This window comes from Shewanella olleyana (assembly GCF_023283825.1).
GTDB classification, from domain to species: domain Bacteria; phylum Pseudomonadota; class Gammaproteobacteria; order Enterobacterales; family Shewanellaceae; genus Shewanella; species Shewanella olleyana.
Genome location: NZ_JAKILD010000047.1, coordinates 1 through 16,017, shown reverse-complemented (window position 1 = coordinate 16,017; position 16,017 = coordinate 1). Strand labels below are relative to the sequence as shown.

The 16,017-nt window shown below is 42.9% G+C and carries 12 protein-coding genes; all 12 read right to left on the bottom strand.

Annotation, left to right across the window (positions count from 1 at the left end; all coding sequences use genetic code 11):
* On the bottom strand, positions 1–414 hold a 414-nt coding region (locus L2735_RS19315), incomplete at its 3' end, for a GTP-binding protein (protein WP_248986246.1).
* Between the two features lie 72 nt (positions 415–486).
* Positions 487–2,583, bottom strand: a complete 2,097-nt coding sequence (gene fusA / locus L2735_RS19310; protein WP_248986245.1) for an elongation factor G — start codon at positions 2,581–2,583, stop codon at positions 487–489.
* Between the two features lie 79 nt (positions 2,584–2,662).
* On the bottom strand, positions 2,663–3,133 hold the full coding sequence (gene rpsG, locus L2735_RS19305; RefSeq protein WP_102529392.1) for a 30S ribosomal protein S7: 471 nt from the start codon (positions 3,131–3,133) through the stop codon (positions 2,663–2,665).
* 77 nt (positions 3,134–3,210) lie between these two features.
* On the bottom strand, positions 3,211–3,585 hold the full coding sequence (rpsL, locus tag L2735_RS19300) for a 30S ribosomal protein S12 (protein WP_102529393.1): 375 nt from the start codon (positions 3,583–3,585) through the stop codon (positions 3,211–3,213).
* Positions 3,586–3,763: 178 nt separating this feature from the next.
* Positions 3,764–7,984: a DNA-directed RNA polymerase subunit beta' gene (rpoC, locus tag L2735_RS19295; protein ID WP_248986244.1), complete on the bottom strand. Its 4,221-nt coding sequence runs from the start codon at positions 7,982–7,984 to the stop codon at positions 3,764–3,766.
* An 81-nt stretch (positions 7,985–8,065) separates the two neighbouring features.
* Positions 8,066–12,097, bottom strand: coding sequence for a DNA-directed RNA polymerase subunit beta (rpoB, locus tag L2735_RS19290; RefSeq protein ID WP_248986243.1), 4,032 nt, complete (start codon positions 12,095–12,097; stop codon positions 8,066–8,068).
* 240 nt (positions 12,098–12,337) lie between these two features.
* On the bottom strand, positions 12,338–12,706 hold the full coding sequence (gene rplL, locus L2735_RS19285; RefSeq protein ID WP_102529396.1) for a 50S ribosomal protein L7/L12: 369 nt from the start codon (positions 12,704–12,706) through the stop codon (positions 12,338–12,340).
* Between the two features lie 54 nt (positions 12,707–12,760).
* Positions 12,761–13,258 (bottom strand): 50S ribosomal protein L10, encoded by a 498-nt coding sequence (rplJ, locus tag L2735_RS19280; RefSeq protein ID WP_248986242.1) that lies wholly within the window; start codon positions 13,256–13,258, stop codon positions 12,761–12,763.
* A gap of 257 nt (positions 13,259–13,515) precedes the next feature.
* Positions 13,516–14,217 (bottom strand): 50S ribosomal protein L1, encoded by a 702-nt coding sequence (gene rplA, locus L2735_RS19275; protein ID WP_102529398.1) that lies wholly within the window; start codon positions 14,215–14,217, stop codon positions 13,516–13,518.
* Positions 14,218–14,221: 4 nt separating this feature from the next.
* A complete protein-coding gene (gene rplK, locus L2735_RS19270; protein ID WP_248986241.1) occupies positions 14,222–14,650 on the bottom strand; it encodes a 50S ribosomal protein L11 in 429 nt (142 codons plus the stop codon).
* A gap of 128 nt (positions 14,651–14,778) precedes the next feature.
* A complete protein-coding gene (nusG, locus tag L2735_RS19265; RefSeq protein WP_248986240.1) occupies positions 14,779–15,330 on the bottom strand; it encodes a transcription termination/antitermination protein NusG in 552 nt (183 codons plus the stop codon).
* Positions 15,331–15,338: 8 nt separating this feature from the next.
* A complete protein-coding gene (gene secE, locus L2735_RS19260) occupies positions 15,339–15,710 on the bottom strand; it encodes a preprotein translocase subunit SecE (protein ID WP_055026517.1) in 372 nt (123 codons plus the stop codon).
* Positions 15,711–16,017: the final 307 nt, after the last annotated feature.

The window sequence follows — 16,017 nt, the reverse complement described above, 5'->3', positions numbered from 1 at the left end:
ACATTTGTTCATGAATACGATGATGAAAGGTACGCCAACCTGACGTGAAAGCAAGATGTGCTCACGTGTTTGTGGCATTGGACCATCTGTAGCAGCAACTACTAAGATAGCGCCATCCATTTGAGCAGCACCAGTAATCATGTTTTTAACATAATCGGCGTGACCAGGACAATCTACGTGTGCGTAGTGACGTGTAGGTGTGTCATATTCGATGTGAGAAGTATTAATTGTAATACCGCGCTCACGCTCTTCTGGAGCGTTATCGATTTGTGCGAAATCTTTAACTTCACCACCGTAAGTTTTGGTTAAAACAGCTGAGATTGCAGCAGTAAGCGTTGTTTTACCATGGTCGACGTGACCAATTGTACCCACGTTTACGTGTGGTTTATTACGTTCAAATTTTTCTTTAGCCACGATATATTCCTTTCTTTTCAGAAGTGCTCGATTACGAGCTATATAACATTTAGTTAAGCACCTAACTTAATATTAGGTGCGTGATTCAATTATTGCTTTTGCAATGTTTGATGGTGCATCAGCGTACTTAGCAAACTCCATAGAGTATGAAGCACGCCCCTGAGTTGCACTTCGCAAATCAGTTGCATAACCAAACATTTCTGAAAGTGGAACAGTTGCATGGATAATTTTAACACCACCCAAACCATCATCCATCCCATCAATAAGTCCACGACGTCGGTTTAAATCACCTACTACATCGCCCATATTATTTTCAGGAGTGGTAATTTCCACTTTCATTGTAGGTTCTAGTAACACAGGGTCTGCTTCGAGCGCGCCCTTTTTGAAGCCCATTGAACCAGCAATTTTGAAAGCCATCTCATTGGAGTCCACATCATGATATGAACCGTCAAATAATGTTACTTTCACATCGAGCATAGGATAACCGGCTAAAACACCGTTTTTCATCTGCTCTTCAATACCTTTGTCTACTGAAGGAATGAATTCACGAGGAACTGCACCACCTACAATTTCATTGACAAAAACATAGCCGTTGCCATCTCCCGATGGTTCAACTTTCAACCAAACATGGCCAAATTGACCACGTCCACCTGATTGGCGTATGAACTTACCTTCCACTTCAACTGAAGAACGAATGGTTTCTCGATAGGAAACTTGTGGTTTACCTACGTTACATTCGACATTAAATTCGCGACGCATACGGTCAACGATAATATCTAAATGTAATTCACCCATTCCAGAAATCAATGTTTGAGCTGACTCTTCATCAGTTTCCACTCTAAAAGAAGGATCTTCAGCCGCTAACTTTTGTAGCGCAATCCCCATTTTATCTTGGTCTGCTTGAGAGCGAGGCTCAACGGCAATGGTAATTACAGGTTCTGGAAACTCCATACGCTCTAGAATCACTTTGTGATCGTTTGCGCAAAGAGTATCGCCAGTTGTCACTTCTTTTAAACCAATAGCCGCGGCAATATCACCAGCACGAACTTCTTTCAGTTCAGTACGATCATTTGCATGCATTTGCACGATTCGACCTACACGTTCACGCTTCTGTTTTACAGAATTGTAAACTGCTGCACCCGACTCAAGTACGCCTGAATATACACGTATAAAGGTTAAAGTTCCAACAAATGGATCAGTCGCAATCTTAAACGCTAATGCAGCAAAAGGTGCATTATCGTCTGATGGGCGTTCAACTTCATTTTCACTCTCGTCAATCCCTTTAATTGCAGGGACATCAATAGGTGATGGAAGGAAGTCAACAACCGCATCTAACACCGCTTGAACACCTTTGTTCTTAAAAGCAGAACCACAAGTTGCTAAAACGATTTCGTTATTGATTGTGCGCTGACGTAATGCTTGCTTAATTTCTGACTCGGTTAAAGTGCCTTCTTCAAGGTACTTTTCCATTAATTCATCAGAAGCTTCTGCAGCACTTTCCACTAGATACTCATGCATCTCTTCAGCCTTAGCTAAAAGATCTGCAGGAATTTCTTCATAAGCGAAAGAAACGCCCTGATCTTCTTCAGACCAGTTAATTGCTTTCATCTTAATTAAATCAATAACCCCTTTAAAGTCCTCTTCTGCGCCGATATTCAAATGAATCGGAACACATGTAGCACCTAAGCGATTACGGATTTGGCCAATGACACTATCGAAGTCAGCACCTGCACGATCCATCTTATTGACGAACACAATACGGGGCACTTCATACTTGTTAGCTTGACGCCAAACAGTCTCTGATTGAGGCTCAACGCCTGACGAACCACAGAATACAACTACGGCTCCATCAAGTACGCGTAAAGAGCGCTCTACTTCAATAGTAAAATCAACGTGACCTGGGGTATCGATGATATTAATGCGATGTTCGGTGAATTGAGCATCCATACCACGCCAGAAAGTAGTGACAGCAGCAGACGTAATAGTAATACCACGCTCTTGCTCTTGTACCATCCAGTCAGTAGTAGCGGCGCCGTCATGCACCTCACCGATTTTATGAGACAAACCGGTATAGAACAGAACACGTTCTGTTGTGGTAGTTTTACCTGCATCCACATGAGCAACAATACCGATATTACGATAACGCTCAATTGGGGTTGTACGAGCCACTATTTATACCCTCTCACCTAAAGCAATTGCCTTAGAAAATATCAACAATATGGAGTGGGCTAACGCCCACTCCATCAAATTACCAACGGTAATGAGCAAAGGCTTTGTTAGCTTCAGCCATGCGATGCACGTCTTCACGCTTCTTAACAGCAGTACCTTTGTTTTCAGATGCATCTAACATTTCACCTGCTAGACGTAGAGCCATAGATTTTTCACCACGCTTGCGAGCAGCTTCAACTAACCAGCGCATCGCTAGTGCGTTACGACGCACTGGACGAACTTCACATGGTACTTGATAAGTAGAACCACCAACACGACGAGATTTAACCTCGACTGAAGGGCGAACGTTATCAAGAGCTGCTTCAAGGATACTTAAATGATCTTCGCTTTTCTTTTCAGCGACAACATCAAGTGCCTTGTAGATAATTTTTTCAGAAGTTGACTTTTTACCGTCAACCATAATGACGTTGATGAACTTAGCCAGCAACTCACTTTTAAACTTTGGATCTGGTAGGATTTTACGTTGTCCTACAACGCGACGTCTTGGCATAACAATTCTCCGTATGCTTCAGGTATTTCCAAAACTGGAATATTTATAACTAGCTTGGCCTTACTTAAACGGACAAGTTATGACTTAGGACGCTTAGCACCGTACTTAGAACGGCCTTGGCGACGAGCACTAACGCCAGCACAATCTAATGCACCGCGAATAGTGTGGTAACGCACACCCGGTAGATCTTTAACACGACCGCCACGGATTAGAATTACACTATGTTCCTGCAAGTTGTGACCTTCACCACCGATGTACGAAGTAACTTCGAAACCGTTAGTTAAGCGAACACGTGCTACTTTACGTAGTGCAGAGTTAGGTTTTTTAGGTGTTGTAGTGTAAACACGAGTACAAACACCACGTTTTTGTGGACACGAATCCAACGCTGGCACATTAGTCTTTTCGACTTTTGGCGAGCGAGGCTTACGTACCAACTGGTTTACAGTTGCCATGAATAGCTCCGTTCAGTTGAATAATCTCAACAATTTTGTGTGAAAAATCTATATCCCACTATGATGGGACGCGAAAGTTTAGAAAGGTAATGGCCAACTGTCAAGAAATAGACAACTTTTCGTGCAATTTCCAATAAAAAAGGCGCCAAAGGCGCCTTTTTTTAACATAACGTTTACTTTAGTCGGCACTTCCGGCCAAGTTAAGTAAGTCGGCTAAGTTCTTCTCTGCTTCACTCGCAGTGATTACAGGTGCTTCTGCACCCTCATCTTTAACATTAGCACGCGCTTCGTTACGAGCGGTGTGATACGCATAACCAGTACCAGCTGGGATTAGACGACCAACGATTACGTTTTCTTTCAGACCACGTAATTGATCACTCTTACCACCAACAGCAGCTTCAGTTAGTACACGCGTCGTTTCTTGGAACGATGCAGCTGAGATGAATGATTCAGTAGCCAAAGAAGCTTTGGTAATACCTAATAATTCACGCTCGAACTTCGCAGGTGCTTTACCTTGAGCTTCAAGCTCACGGTTAGCAATCTTCACACGAGCAACTTCAGCTTGTTCGCCTTCTAAGAAGTTTGAATCACCAGCATCAGTGATCAAACACTTACGTAGCATTTGGCGAATGATAACTTCAATATGCTTATCGTTGATTTTTACACCCTGTAGACGGTAAACGTCTTGGACTTCATCAACAATATAGTTAGCAACATGATGGATACCACGTAAACGTAAGATGTCATGTGCAGCCTCTGGGCCGTCAGCAATAACTTCACCACGTTCAACTTTTTCACCTTCGAACACGTTAAGATTACGCCACTTAGGGATCATCTCTTCGTAATGCTCGCTACCATCAGCTGGGCTGATGACTAGGCGTACTTTACCTTTTGTCTCTTTACCAAACGAAATGGTACCTGAGATTTCAGCAAGAATAGCAGGTTCTTTTGGCTTACGAGCTTCGAACAAGTCAGCAACTCGTGGCAGACCACCGGTAATATCGCGTGTTTTAGACGATTCTTGAGGAATACGTGCTAATGCGTCACCAACGTTGATTTGCGCGTTATCATCTTTAGCTACAATCGCGTTACCCGGTAAGAAGTATTGCGCTGGTACTTCTGTACCAGGGATCATTAGATCATTGCCAGCAGCGTCGATTAGACGGATAGCTGGACGCATTTCTTTACCTGCAGTAGGACGAGCACCTGGATCGATAACAACAACTGAAGAAAGACCAGTTAAGTCGTCTGTTTGACGCGTCATAGTAACGCCTTCAATCATATCGACAAATTTAACCGTACCCGCAACTTCTGAAATGATAGGGTGAGTATGTGGATCCCAGTTCGCAATAATTGCGCCTGAAGTCACTTCCGTATCTTCTAGTTGCTCTAGCACTGTCCCGTAAGGTACACGGTAACGCTCTTTCTCACGGCCAAGTTCATCAATAATCGCAACTTCAGAAGAACGCGATACGATAACCAGTTTGTTCTCGATGCTTGTAACGTGTTTAGCGTTATGAAGCTTCAAAGTACCACTGTTCTTAACTTGAACATTGTTTGCAGCAGAGTCACGAGACGCTGCACCACCAATGTGGAAGGTACGCATCGTAAGCTGTGTACCTGGCTCACCAATTGACTGAGCAGCTACAACACCGATTGCTTCACCGTGGTTAATGATATGACCACGTGCTAAATCACGACCGTAACAAGCAGCACACACACCAAAGTCGGTTTCACAAGAAATAACAGAACGAACGATAACTTCATCGACGCTATGTTCTTCTAATAGATCACACCAAGCTTCATCTAGTAATGTGTTACGTGGGGCAAGTACTTTTTCTGTACCAGGCTCAAGTACGTCAACAGACACTACACGACCTAGAACACGTTCACGAAGTGGCTCTTTAACATCACCACCTTCGATCAACGGCTTCATAGTCAAGCCACCCACTGAACCACAATCATCTTCAATTACAACTAAATCTTGTGCAACATCAACAAGACGACGAGTTAGGTAACCCGAGTTAGCTGTTTTCAGTGCGGTATCGGCAAGACCTTTACGCGCACCGTGAGTAGAGATGAAGTATTGTGATACGTTCAAACCTTCACGGAAGTTAGCAGTAATTGGGGTTTCGATGATTGAGCCATCTGGCTTAGCCATCAGACCACGCATACCGGCCAACTGACGAATCTGTGCAGCACTACCACGAGCGCCCGAGTCAGCCATCATATAGATGCTGTTAAACGAATCTTGCTCTTCTTCCTCACCATCACGATTAATAACAACTTCTTTCTTCAAGTTGTCCATCATCGCTTTAGAGATTTTATCGTTGGTGCTTGCCCAAATATCGATTACTTTGTTGTAACGCTCACCAGCGGTAACAAGACCTGATTGGAACTGCTCTTGAATTTCAAGCACTTCACGTTCAGCTTCTTCAACTAAAGTATACTTCTCATCCGGGATAACCATATCGTTGATACCAACAGAGGCACCAGAGATAGTCGCATAACGGAAACCGGTATACATTAATTGGTCAGCAAAGATAACAGTATCTTTAAGACCTAGTGTACGGTAACAAGTGTTCAGCAATTTCGAGATCTGCTTCTTACCCATGTTCTGGTTAACCAGTTCAAATGGTAAGCCTTCTGGCAGGATCTGTGATAACAACGCACGACCAACTGTAGTATCAACTACATTCAGTGTTTGTGTTTTCTCGCCGTTAGCATCAATCGTTGTTTCAGTTAAACGAACTTTAACGCGTGCGTGCAATTCTGCAGCGCCAGTAGCGTAAGCCTTTTCAACTTCATCAACTGACATAAATGCCATGCCTTCACCGCGACCATTAACACATTCACGGCTTGTGTAGTAAAGACCTAATACAACGTCTTGTGACGGAGTAATAACAGGCTCACCATTCGCTGGAGAAAGAATGTTGTTAGTCGACATCATTAACGAACGAGCTTCTAATTGAGCTTCAAGCGTTAATGGTACGTGCACAGCCATTTGGTCACCATCGAAGTCGGCGTTATACGCCGCACATACTAATGGATGCAATTGGATTGCTTTACCTTCAATAAGAACTGGTTCAAATGCTTGAATACCAAGTCTATGAAGTGTTGGTGCACGGTTAAGCATGACTGGATGTTCACGAATCACTTCGTCTAGTACATCCCATACTTCAGCCTGTTCGCGCTCAACCATTTTCTTAGCAGCTTTAATAGTCGTAGCTAAACCACGACCTTCTAACTTGCCATAGATGAATGGTTTGAATAGCTCAAGTGCCATCTTCTTAGGAAGACCACACTGATGCAGACGTAAAGTAGGACCTACGGTAATAACCGAACGACCAGAGTAATCTACACGCTTACCAAGTAAGTTCTGACGGAAACGACCTTGCTTACCTTTGATCATATCAGCCAAAGATTTAAGCGGACGCTTGTTAGAACCGGTAATAGCACGACCACGACGACCATTATCTAATAGTGCATCTACAGACTCTTGTAACATACGCTTTTCGTTACGTACGATAATGTCTGGTGCAGCTAGATCTAATAGACGCTTAAGACGGTTGTTACGGTTGATTACACGACGGTAAAGGTCGTTCAAATCAGATGTAGCAAAACGTCCGCCATCTAGTGGAACTAGAGGACGTAAATCAGGTGGTAGAACTGGTAAAACTTTTAAGATCATCCACTCAGGCTTGTTGCCAGAAGTGAAGAATGCTTCCATCAGTTTAAGGCGCTTAGTGACCTTCTTACGACGGGTTTCAGAGTTAATTGACGGTAACTCTTCACGCATTTGATCAATTTGTTCTTCTAAATTGATTGCACGTAGCAAGTCTAAGACTGCTTCTGCACCCATTTTAGCTTCGAACTCGTCACCGTATTCTTCTAATGCATCAAGATATGTTTCTTCTGTCAGCATTTGGCCGCGTTCAAGGCTGGTCATGCCAGGCTCGATCACAACGAAAGATTCAAAATACAGTACGCGCTCAATATCACGTAACGTCATATCAAGCATCAAACCGATACGACTCGGAAGTGATTTCAAGAACCAAATATGTGCAACTGGGCTTGCAAGATCAATATGACCCATACGCTCACGACGTACTTTAGTCTGTGTAACTTCAACGCCACACTTCTCACAAATAACACCACGGTGCTTCAAACGTTTGTATTTACCACACAAACATTCGTAATCTTTTACAGGACCGAAAATACGCGCACAGAACAAACCTTCACGTTCAGGTTTGAAAGTACGGTAGTTAATGGTTTCTGGCTTTTTAACTTCACCAAAAGACCAAGAACGGATCAGGTCTGGCGAAGCCAAACCAATTTTGATGCCGTTAAATTCTTCAGTCTTGCTTTGCTGTTTAAGAAACTTTAATAAGTCTTTCACGTTTCTCTCCTGAAGGAGTTAAACCAGATGCTTTGCTAAGCAAAGCATCCTTGGTTACCAAACATTGCTTAAGAGCGATGCTTACTCTTGATCCAACTCGATATTAATACCAAGTGAACGAATTTCCTTCAACAATACGTTGAAAGACTCAGGCATGCCTGGATGCATCTGATGGTTACCGTCGACGATGTTTTTATACATCTGAGTACGACCGTTAACGTCATCTGACTTAACCGTAAGCATTTCCTGAAGAGTATATGCTGCACCGTATGCTTCTAGTGCCCATACTTCCATCTCACCGAAACGCTGACCACCGAATTGAGCTTTACCGCCCAATGGTTGTTGTGTAACTAAGCTGTACGAACCGGTAGAACGGGCGTGCATCTTGTCATCAACTAAATGGTTCAGTTTGAGCATGTACATGTAACCTACAGTTACTTTACGCTCAAATTCGTTACCGGTACGGCCGTCACATAATGTTAACTGGCCTGATTCAGGTAAGCCTGCAAGTTCAAGCATTTGCTTGATCTCTTTCTCTTTAGCACCATCGAAAGCTGGCGTAGCAACTGGTAAACCACCTTTAAGGTTTTTAGCCAGACGCAATACTTCATCGTCAGTGAATGAGTTGATGTCGACTTTCTGAAGAACTTCGTCACCTAATTCATATACCTGGCGGATGTAGTCGCGCAGTTCAGCAAGTTCACGTTGCTCTTCAAGCATAGCAGTAATACGATTACCGATACCCTTAGCAGCAGCACCTAAGTGAACTTCTAGTACCTGACCAATGTTCATACGCGATGGTACGCCCAATGGGTTTAGTACGATATCAACTGGATCACCAGTTTCATCGTATGGCATGTCTTCGATAGGGCAAATCTTAGAGATTACACCTTTGTTACCGTGACGACCTGCCATCTTATCACCAGGCTGGATAGTACGTTTAACTGCAAGGTAAACCTTAACAATCTTAAGTACGCCAGGTGCTAAGTCATCACCTTGAGTGATTTTGCGACGTTTAACTTCGAACTTCTTATCGAAGTCAGCCTTAAGCTCTTCATGTTGCTCAGCTAATTGCTCAAGCTCAGTTTGCTTAGCTTCGTCATCGATAACTTGAATTAACACATCTTTACGTGGCAACTCAGCTAATTTAGCTTGAGAGAAACCTGCAGATAGTAATAAGTTACGTGCACGGCTCAAAACACCTTCTTCAAGGATTTCGAACTCTTCACCTAGATCTTTACGAGCTTGGCTAACATGCATTTCTTCAATTTCAAGCGCGCGCTTATCTTTTTCGATACCGTCACGAGTGAAAACTTGAACATCGATGATAGTACCTTTAACTGAGTTAGGAACACGTAATGAACTGTCCTTAACATCAGAAGCTTTTTCACCGAAGATTGCACGCAATAGCTTCTCTTCTGGAGTCAGCTGAGTTTCACCTTTAGGTGTCACTTTACCAACCAGAATGTCGCCGCCTTTAACTTCTGCACCAATGTAAACGATACCTGACTCATCTAATTTAGATAGAGCAGATTCACCTACGTTTGGAATATCAGCAGTAATTTCTTCGCTACCTAGTTTCGTATCACGAGCAATACATGAAAGCTCTTGGATATGAATAGTAGTGAAACGATCCTCTTGCGCTACGCGCTCAGAGATTAAGATCGAATCTTCGAAGTTATAACCATTCCAAGGCATGAATGCGATACGCATGTTTTGACCAAGTGCCAAGTCACCTAAATCGGTAGACGGGCCATCGGCTAATACATCACCACGAACAATTGGGTCACCAACAGAACAACAAGGACGTTGGTTAATACAAGTGTTTTGGTTAGAACGAGTGTATTTGGTTAAGTTGTAGATATCGATACCAGCTTCACCTGGAGTCAATTCTGCTTCGTTAACTTTCACTACGATACGGCTTGCATCAACATAATCGATAACACCGCCACGTTTCGCAGCTACAACAACACCTGAGTCAACAGCAAGAGTACGTTCAATACCAGTACCAACTAGCGGCTTATCAGCGCGTAAAGTTGGAACGGCTTGACGTTGCATGTTGGCACCCATCAATGCACGGTTAGCATCATCGTGTTCTAAGAACGGAATTAGTGATGCCGCAACAGAAATAATCTGTTGTGGTGATACATCCATATACTGGATGTCAGCAGCACGCATAAAGGTAGATTCACCTTTATGACGACAAGCAATTTGTTCTTCAAGCATACGGTTTGAAGAATCAAGTTCGATGTTTGCCTGTGCAATCACATAACGACCTTCTTCAATTGCTGATAAATATTCAACTTCATCAGTAATTACACTATCAACCACCTTGCGGTAAGGGGTTTCTAGGAAGCCGTACGAGTTTGTACGTGCGAAACTTGCCAATGAGTTAATTAGACCAATGTTTGGTCCCTCAGGCGTTTCAATCGGACATAAACGACCGTAGTGAGTTGGATGTACGTCACGTACTTCGAAACCAGCACGTTCACGTGTCAAACCACCAGGACCAAGTGCAGAAATACGACGCTTATGCGTTACTTCTGACAATGGGTTGTTTTGATCCATAAACTGTGACAATTGTGAAGAACCAAAGAATTCTTTCACTGCCGCAGAGATAGGCTTAGCATTGATTAGATCTTGTGGCATAAGCTCGTTTAGATCGCCTAAAGATAGACGTTCACGAACAGCACGCTCAACACGAACTAGACCAACACGGAATTGGTTTTCAGCCATTTCACCAACGCTACGAATACGACGGTTACCAAGATGGTCAATATCGTCGACTTCATCGTAACCATTACGGATTTCGATGATTTTTTTCATAACGTGTACGATGTCTTCTTTAGACAGTACGCCAGCACCTTCATCTTTAGAGATCTCAAGACGACGGTTGAACTTCATACGACCTACTTTAGATAAGTCATAACGTTCTTCACTGAAGAACAAGTTCTGGAATAAGCCTTCAGCTGCATCTTTGGTTGGTGGCTCACCAGGACGCATCATGCGGTAGATTTCAACTAAAGCTTCTAGGCGATTAGTTGTCGAATCAATACGTAATGTGTCAGAAATGTATGCACCATGATCAAGATCGTTGATAAACAAAGTATCAACTTCTTTTATACCCGCTAAAGAAAGCTTAGCTAGATCTTCAAGGGTGATTTCAGCATTTGCGCTAACAAGTACTTCACCAGTATCTTCATCAATGTAATCTTGAGCAGCATATTTACCAACAATGTAATCAACTGGTACTTCAAGCTCAGTTGTGTTGGATTTTTCAAGCTGTCTGATGTGACGAGCAGTAATACGACGACCAGTTTCAACTAATAAGTTGCCATCTGTGTCTTTGATGTCGTAGCTTGCAGTCTCACCACGAAGGCGATCTGGCACAAGTGCCATAACAAGTGAATCTTGCTTAATCTTGAACTCAATACGTTCAAAGAATAAGTCTAAGATCTCTTGAGTAGAAAACTCTAATGCACGAAGGATGATAGTCGCTGGTAATTTACGGCGACGGTCAATACGTACAAATAAGGCATCTTTTGGATCAAATTCAAAGTCAAGCCATGAACCACGGTAAGGAATAATACGTGCGTTATAAAGCACCTTACCAGAAGAGTGGGTTTTACCACGGTCATGATCAAAGAATACACCTGGAGAACGGTGTAACTGAGACACGATAACACGCTCAGTACCATTGATTACAAAAGTACCGTTATCAGTCATCAATGGGATATCACCCATGTAGACTTCTTGCTCTTTAATATCTTTAACTGTGCCTGGTGCAGCTTCACGGTCATATAAAACCATACGCAATTTAACGCGTAATGGAGCTGAATATGTAACACCGCGGATCTGACACTCTTTCACATCAAAAACTGGCTCACCTAGCTTGTAACTGACATATTGCAGTTCAGAGTTGCCAGAAAAGCTCTTGATGGGAAAAACGCTACGGAATGCAGCTTCAAAGCCGCGTTCACCCGTAGGATCTTGATCGGTGAACTTCTTAAAAGAGTCTAATTGAATAGACAATAGGTACGGAATATCCAAAACTTTTGGGCTTTTGCCAAAGTCTTTACGAATACGCTTCTTTTCAGAATAGGAGTAAACCATGGGTTTCCTCTACTTACGAGATGTGACCAAGACTGAAATAATACAAAGATTAAATCAGCACGTTTGCCCATCACCGTTGATGGCAAGAACCTAACCAGTAATCTCTGCTAGGAACTGCTAATAACTGGCGACAAACGGTGAATAAAAAATCGCCTGCGCATATAGCGCAAAAAAGGCCGACGGTCAAAAAACCGCCAGCCTCCACCCGATTTCTCGGGAGGTGGTAAGTTAGAGTATAACTTACTTAACTTCTACTTCAGCGCCAGCAGCTTCTAAATCGCCTTTAAGGGCTTCTGCTTCTTCTTTAGTGATAGCTTCTTTAACTGCAACTGGAGCAGATTCAGCCATTGCTTTAGCTTCTTTCAGGCCAAGACCTGTAGCGCCACGAAGTGCTTTAATAACAGCAACTTTGTTAGCACCGAAAGAAGTCATAACAACGTCAAATTCGGTTTGCTCAGCAGCAGCTGCGCCGCCTTCTGCGCCGCCAGCAACTACTGCTGCAGCAGCTGAAACGCCGAATTTTTCTTCCATTGCTTCGATAAGTTCAACAACTTCCATTACAGACATTTCTGCGAAAGCTTCTAAGATTTGGTCTTTTGTGATAGACATAACAAAAAATTCCTATTGTACTGAATTCAATTAATTTAAGCGGCTAATAAAATATTAAGCTGCTTCTTTTTGATCGCGAAGAGCGGCCAATGTACGAACAAACTTGCCAGCAGATGCTTCTTTCATAGTCATCATCAACTGAGCTAATGCTTCGTCGTAAGTTGGTAATTTCGCTAAACGATCAATATCTGCTGCAGGGATTACTTCCCCTTCAAAGGCTGCTGCTTTAATTTCAAACTTTTCTTGTGCAGTTGCGAAATCTTTTAGAAGACGCGCTGCAGCACCTGGGTGCTCAGTAGAAAATGCAATTAAAGTAGGACCAGTAAACGTGTCAGACAGGCACTCAAAATCAGTACCAGCTACAGCGCGTTTAACTAATGTGTTACGTACTACACGTACATAAACACCAGCTTCACGAGCTGCTTTACGCAGACCGGTCATATCACCTACAGTTACACCGCGTGAATCGGCAACAACTGCAGATAAAGCACCTTTGGCTGCTTCGTTGACTTCAGCAACAATCGCTTTTTTGTCTTCGAGTCTTAATGCCATTGGCTTTACTCCTGGATTCTACCTAGGGATATCCCTAGTATTTACCATATTAAACACTTATGTGTTTAACGACTTACGGTGCAGATTTCCAGCAGAACAAAATCTATCTGGGGGGTCTGACACCGTCTACGTAGGAAATTAAGTTATCCTAAGAAAACACCTACGGTCTTGGACGGAAACCTGTTTTTAACATTGTCAAAAACAGACCTCAACCCACAAAGTGCGCGGATTATACACTAACCCGCACCCTTTGTATATTACTTAGCTTCTTCCAGAGTACCCTGGTCGATAACTACACCTGCACCCATAGTGGTAGAGATGCTTACTTTTTTCACGTATACGCCTTTAGCAACTGCAGGCTTAGCCTTTTTCAGTGCCGCGACTAACGCTTCTAAGTTTTCTTTAAGCTGTGCTGGTTCAAAATCCACTTTACCGATAGTAGTGTGGATAATGCCATTCTTGTCGTTACGGTAACGAACTTGACCGGCTTTGGCATTTTTAACTGCTTCAGCAACATTTGGCGTTACTGTACCAGTTTTAGGGTTAGGCATAAGACCACGTGGGCCTAAGATTTGACCTAACTGACCAACAACGCGCATTGCATCTGGAGATGCGATAACTACGTCGAAGTTCATTTCGCCAGCTTTAACTTGTGCAGCTAGCTCGTCCATACCAACTAACTCTGCACCAGCTTCTTTAGCTGCTTCAGCGTTTGCGCCCTGTGTGAACACAGCAACACGAACTTCACGGCCAGTACCATGTGGTAATACTGTAGCGCCACGAACGTTTTGATCTGATTTACGAGGATCGATACCTAGGTTAACAGCAACGTCAACACTTTCTACGAATTTAGCAGTAGCAAGTTCTTTTAGTAAAGAAACAGCTTCGTTGATATCGTAGCTTTTAGTTCCGTCGATTTTCTCGCGGATTACGCGCATGCGCTTAGTTAGCTTTGCCATTATATTAGTCCTCTACTACCAAACCCATTGAACGTGCAGTACCTTCAATTGAACGCATCATAGCTTCAACATCAGCACCAGTCATATCAGTCGCTTTAGCTTCTGCAATTTCTTGCACAGCACTACGCTTGATAGTTCCAACTTTTTCGGTATTTGGACGGCCAGAACCAGACTTGATACCTGCAGCTTTCAATAATAAGAAAGATGCTGGAGGTGTCTTAGTTTCGAACGTGAAAGAACGATCGTTGTAAACTGTGATAACTACAGGAATCGGCATACCTTTGTCGAACTTTTCAGTACGAGCGTTGAATGCTTTACAGAATTCCATGATGTTCACACCTTTTTGACCTAGAGCAGGACCAACTGGTGGAGACGGGTTTGCAGCGCCAGCTGCTACTTGTAGCTTAATATAAGCTTCAATTTTCTTTGCCATGTCGACATTTCCTCAATTTGGGTTCAAACGCTATCGGCTACATGCCAATGAGCTCCCCTTGAAAACAACGGGTGCGGATTATACTAAAATCCGCACCCGCAAACAAATACTATTTGTATTTAATTTAATCAGTTCTTTTCAACTTGTTGGAAGTCTAACTCCACAGGTGTAGAACGACCGAAGATCATTACTGAAACCTTAACGCGGTTCTTATCGTAATCAACTTCTTCAATAGTGCCATTAAAGTCAGCAAATGGACCATCGTTAACACGAACAACTTCACCAGGTTCAAACATAACGCGATGAGTTGGAGACTCAACGGTATCTTGTAAACGCTGAAGAATGGCATCCGCTTCTCTATCTGAAATTGGTGCTGGACGATCTGAAGTCCCACCAATGAAGCCCATTACACGTGGAATGCTTTTCACTAAGTGCCAGCTTTCGTCATTCATTTCCATTTGGACTAGTACGTAGCCAGGGAAGAATTTACGTTCGCTTTTGCGACGTTGACCATCACGCATTTCAACTACTTCTTCTGTAGGTACTAAAACCTCAGCGAAGTAATCTTCCATGTTGTGCATCTTAATATGTTCAAGCAAGGTTTTTACTACTCGGCCTTCATAGCCTGAGAATGCTTGAATGACATACCATCTTTTTTTAGCTTCTGTTGTTTCAGTCATGTAAATGCCTATACGCCAGTAATTAGGTTAACAACGCGCAATAGTACCCAGTCGAAACCCCAAAGGATAACGGCTACGACAGCTGTTGCAGCAAGAACAATGAATGTTGTGTTTAGCGCTTCTTGACGCGTAGGCCAAACCACTTTACGTACTTCAATGTGAGCTTCACGAGCAAAAGATAAAGCTTCTTTACCTTTCACAGTTTGCAGAGCAATAAAGCCTGCAATAACAAAGGCAACAATTACGCCTAATGCGCGTACTACTACACTGGCTTCGCCAAATGCTTGGTTGCCAATAACAGCGGCGGCAATCAATATAACTGCAATGCCCCACTTTACAATATCCAGAGAATTATTCTGGTTTTCAGTATTTGTCGTCATCGGTTGGTTCCGTTACTCACTAAGACCTGAGCTTAAATTTGATAAATATGTACCATTTTATCAAATAGTACTTCCGAATTTAGTCACGAAAAGCATCAGCTCAGGGTCAAAAATCGGCCATAGATTGTATTCTTATTCTAGTCAGTTCGCAAGGTCACCACTAGAGAACATAAGCAAAACTTAAAAAAAATCTGTAAAACAAAAAAGGAAGCCGAAGCTTCCTTTTTAAAGTGTTTACTAAAGGTCGCTATTAAGCAACGATTTTAGCTACAACACCAGCACCAACAGTACGGCCACCTTCACGGAT

What these genes read in the sequence shown, in the direction of transcription:
- rpoB (WP_248986243.1), bottom strand. Translation starts at nt 12,097, where the DNA reads ATGGTTTACTCCTATTCTGAAAAGAAGCGTATTCGTAAAGACTTTGGC.
- rplA (WP_102529398.1), bottom strand. Translation starts at nt 14,217, where the DNA reads ATGGCAAAGCTAACTAAGCGCATGCGCGTAATCCGCGAGAAAATCGAC.
- rpsG (WP_102529392.1), bottom strand. Translation starts at nt 3,133, where the DNA reads ATGCCAAGACGTCGCGTTGTAGGACAACGTAAAATCCTACCAGATCCA.
- rplK (WP_248986241.1), bottom strand. Translation starts at nt 14,650, where the DNA reads ATGGCAAAGAAAATTGAAGCTTATATTAAGCTACAAGTAGCAGCTGGC.
- rplJ (WP_248986242.1), bottom strand. Translation starts at nt 13,258, where the DNA reads ATGGCATTAAGACTCGAAGACAAAAAAGCGATTGTTGCTGAAGTCAAC.
- rpsL (WP_102529393.1), bottom strand. Translation starts at nt 3,585, where the DNA reads ATGGCAACTGTAAACCAGTTGGTACGTAAGCCTCGCTCGCCAAAAGTC.
- rplL (WP_102529396.1), bottom strand. Translation starts at nt 12,706, where the DNA reads ATGTCTATCACAAAAGACCAAATCTTAGAAGCTTTCGCAGAAATGTCT.
- secE (WP_055026517.1), bottom strand. Translation starts at nt 15,710, where the DNA reads ATGACGACAAATACTGAAAACCAGAATAATTCTCTGGATATTGTAAAG.
- nusG (WP_248986240.1), bottom strand. Translation starts at nt 15,330, where the DNA reads ATGACTGAAACAACAGAAGCTAAAAAAAGATGGTATGTCATTCAAGCA.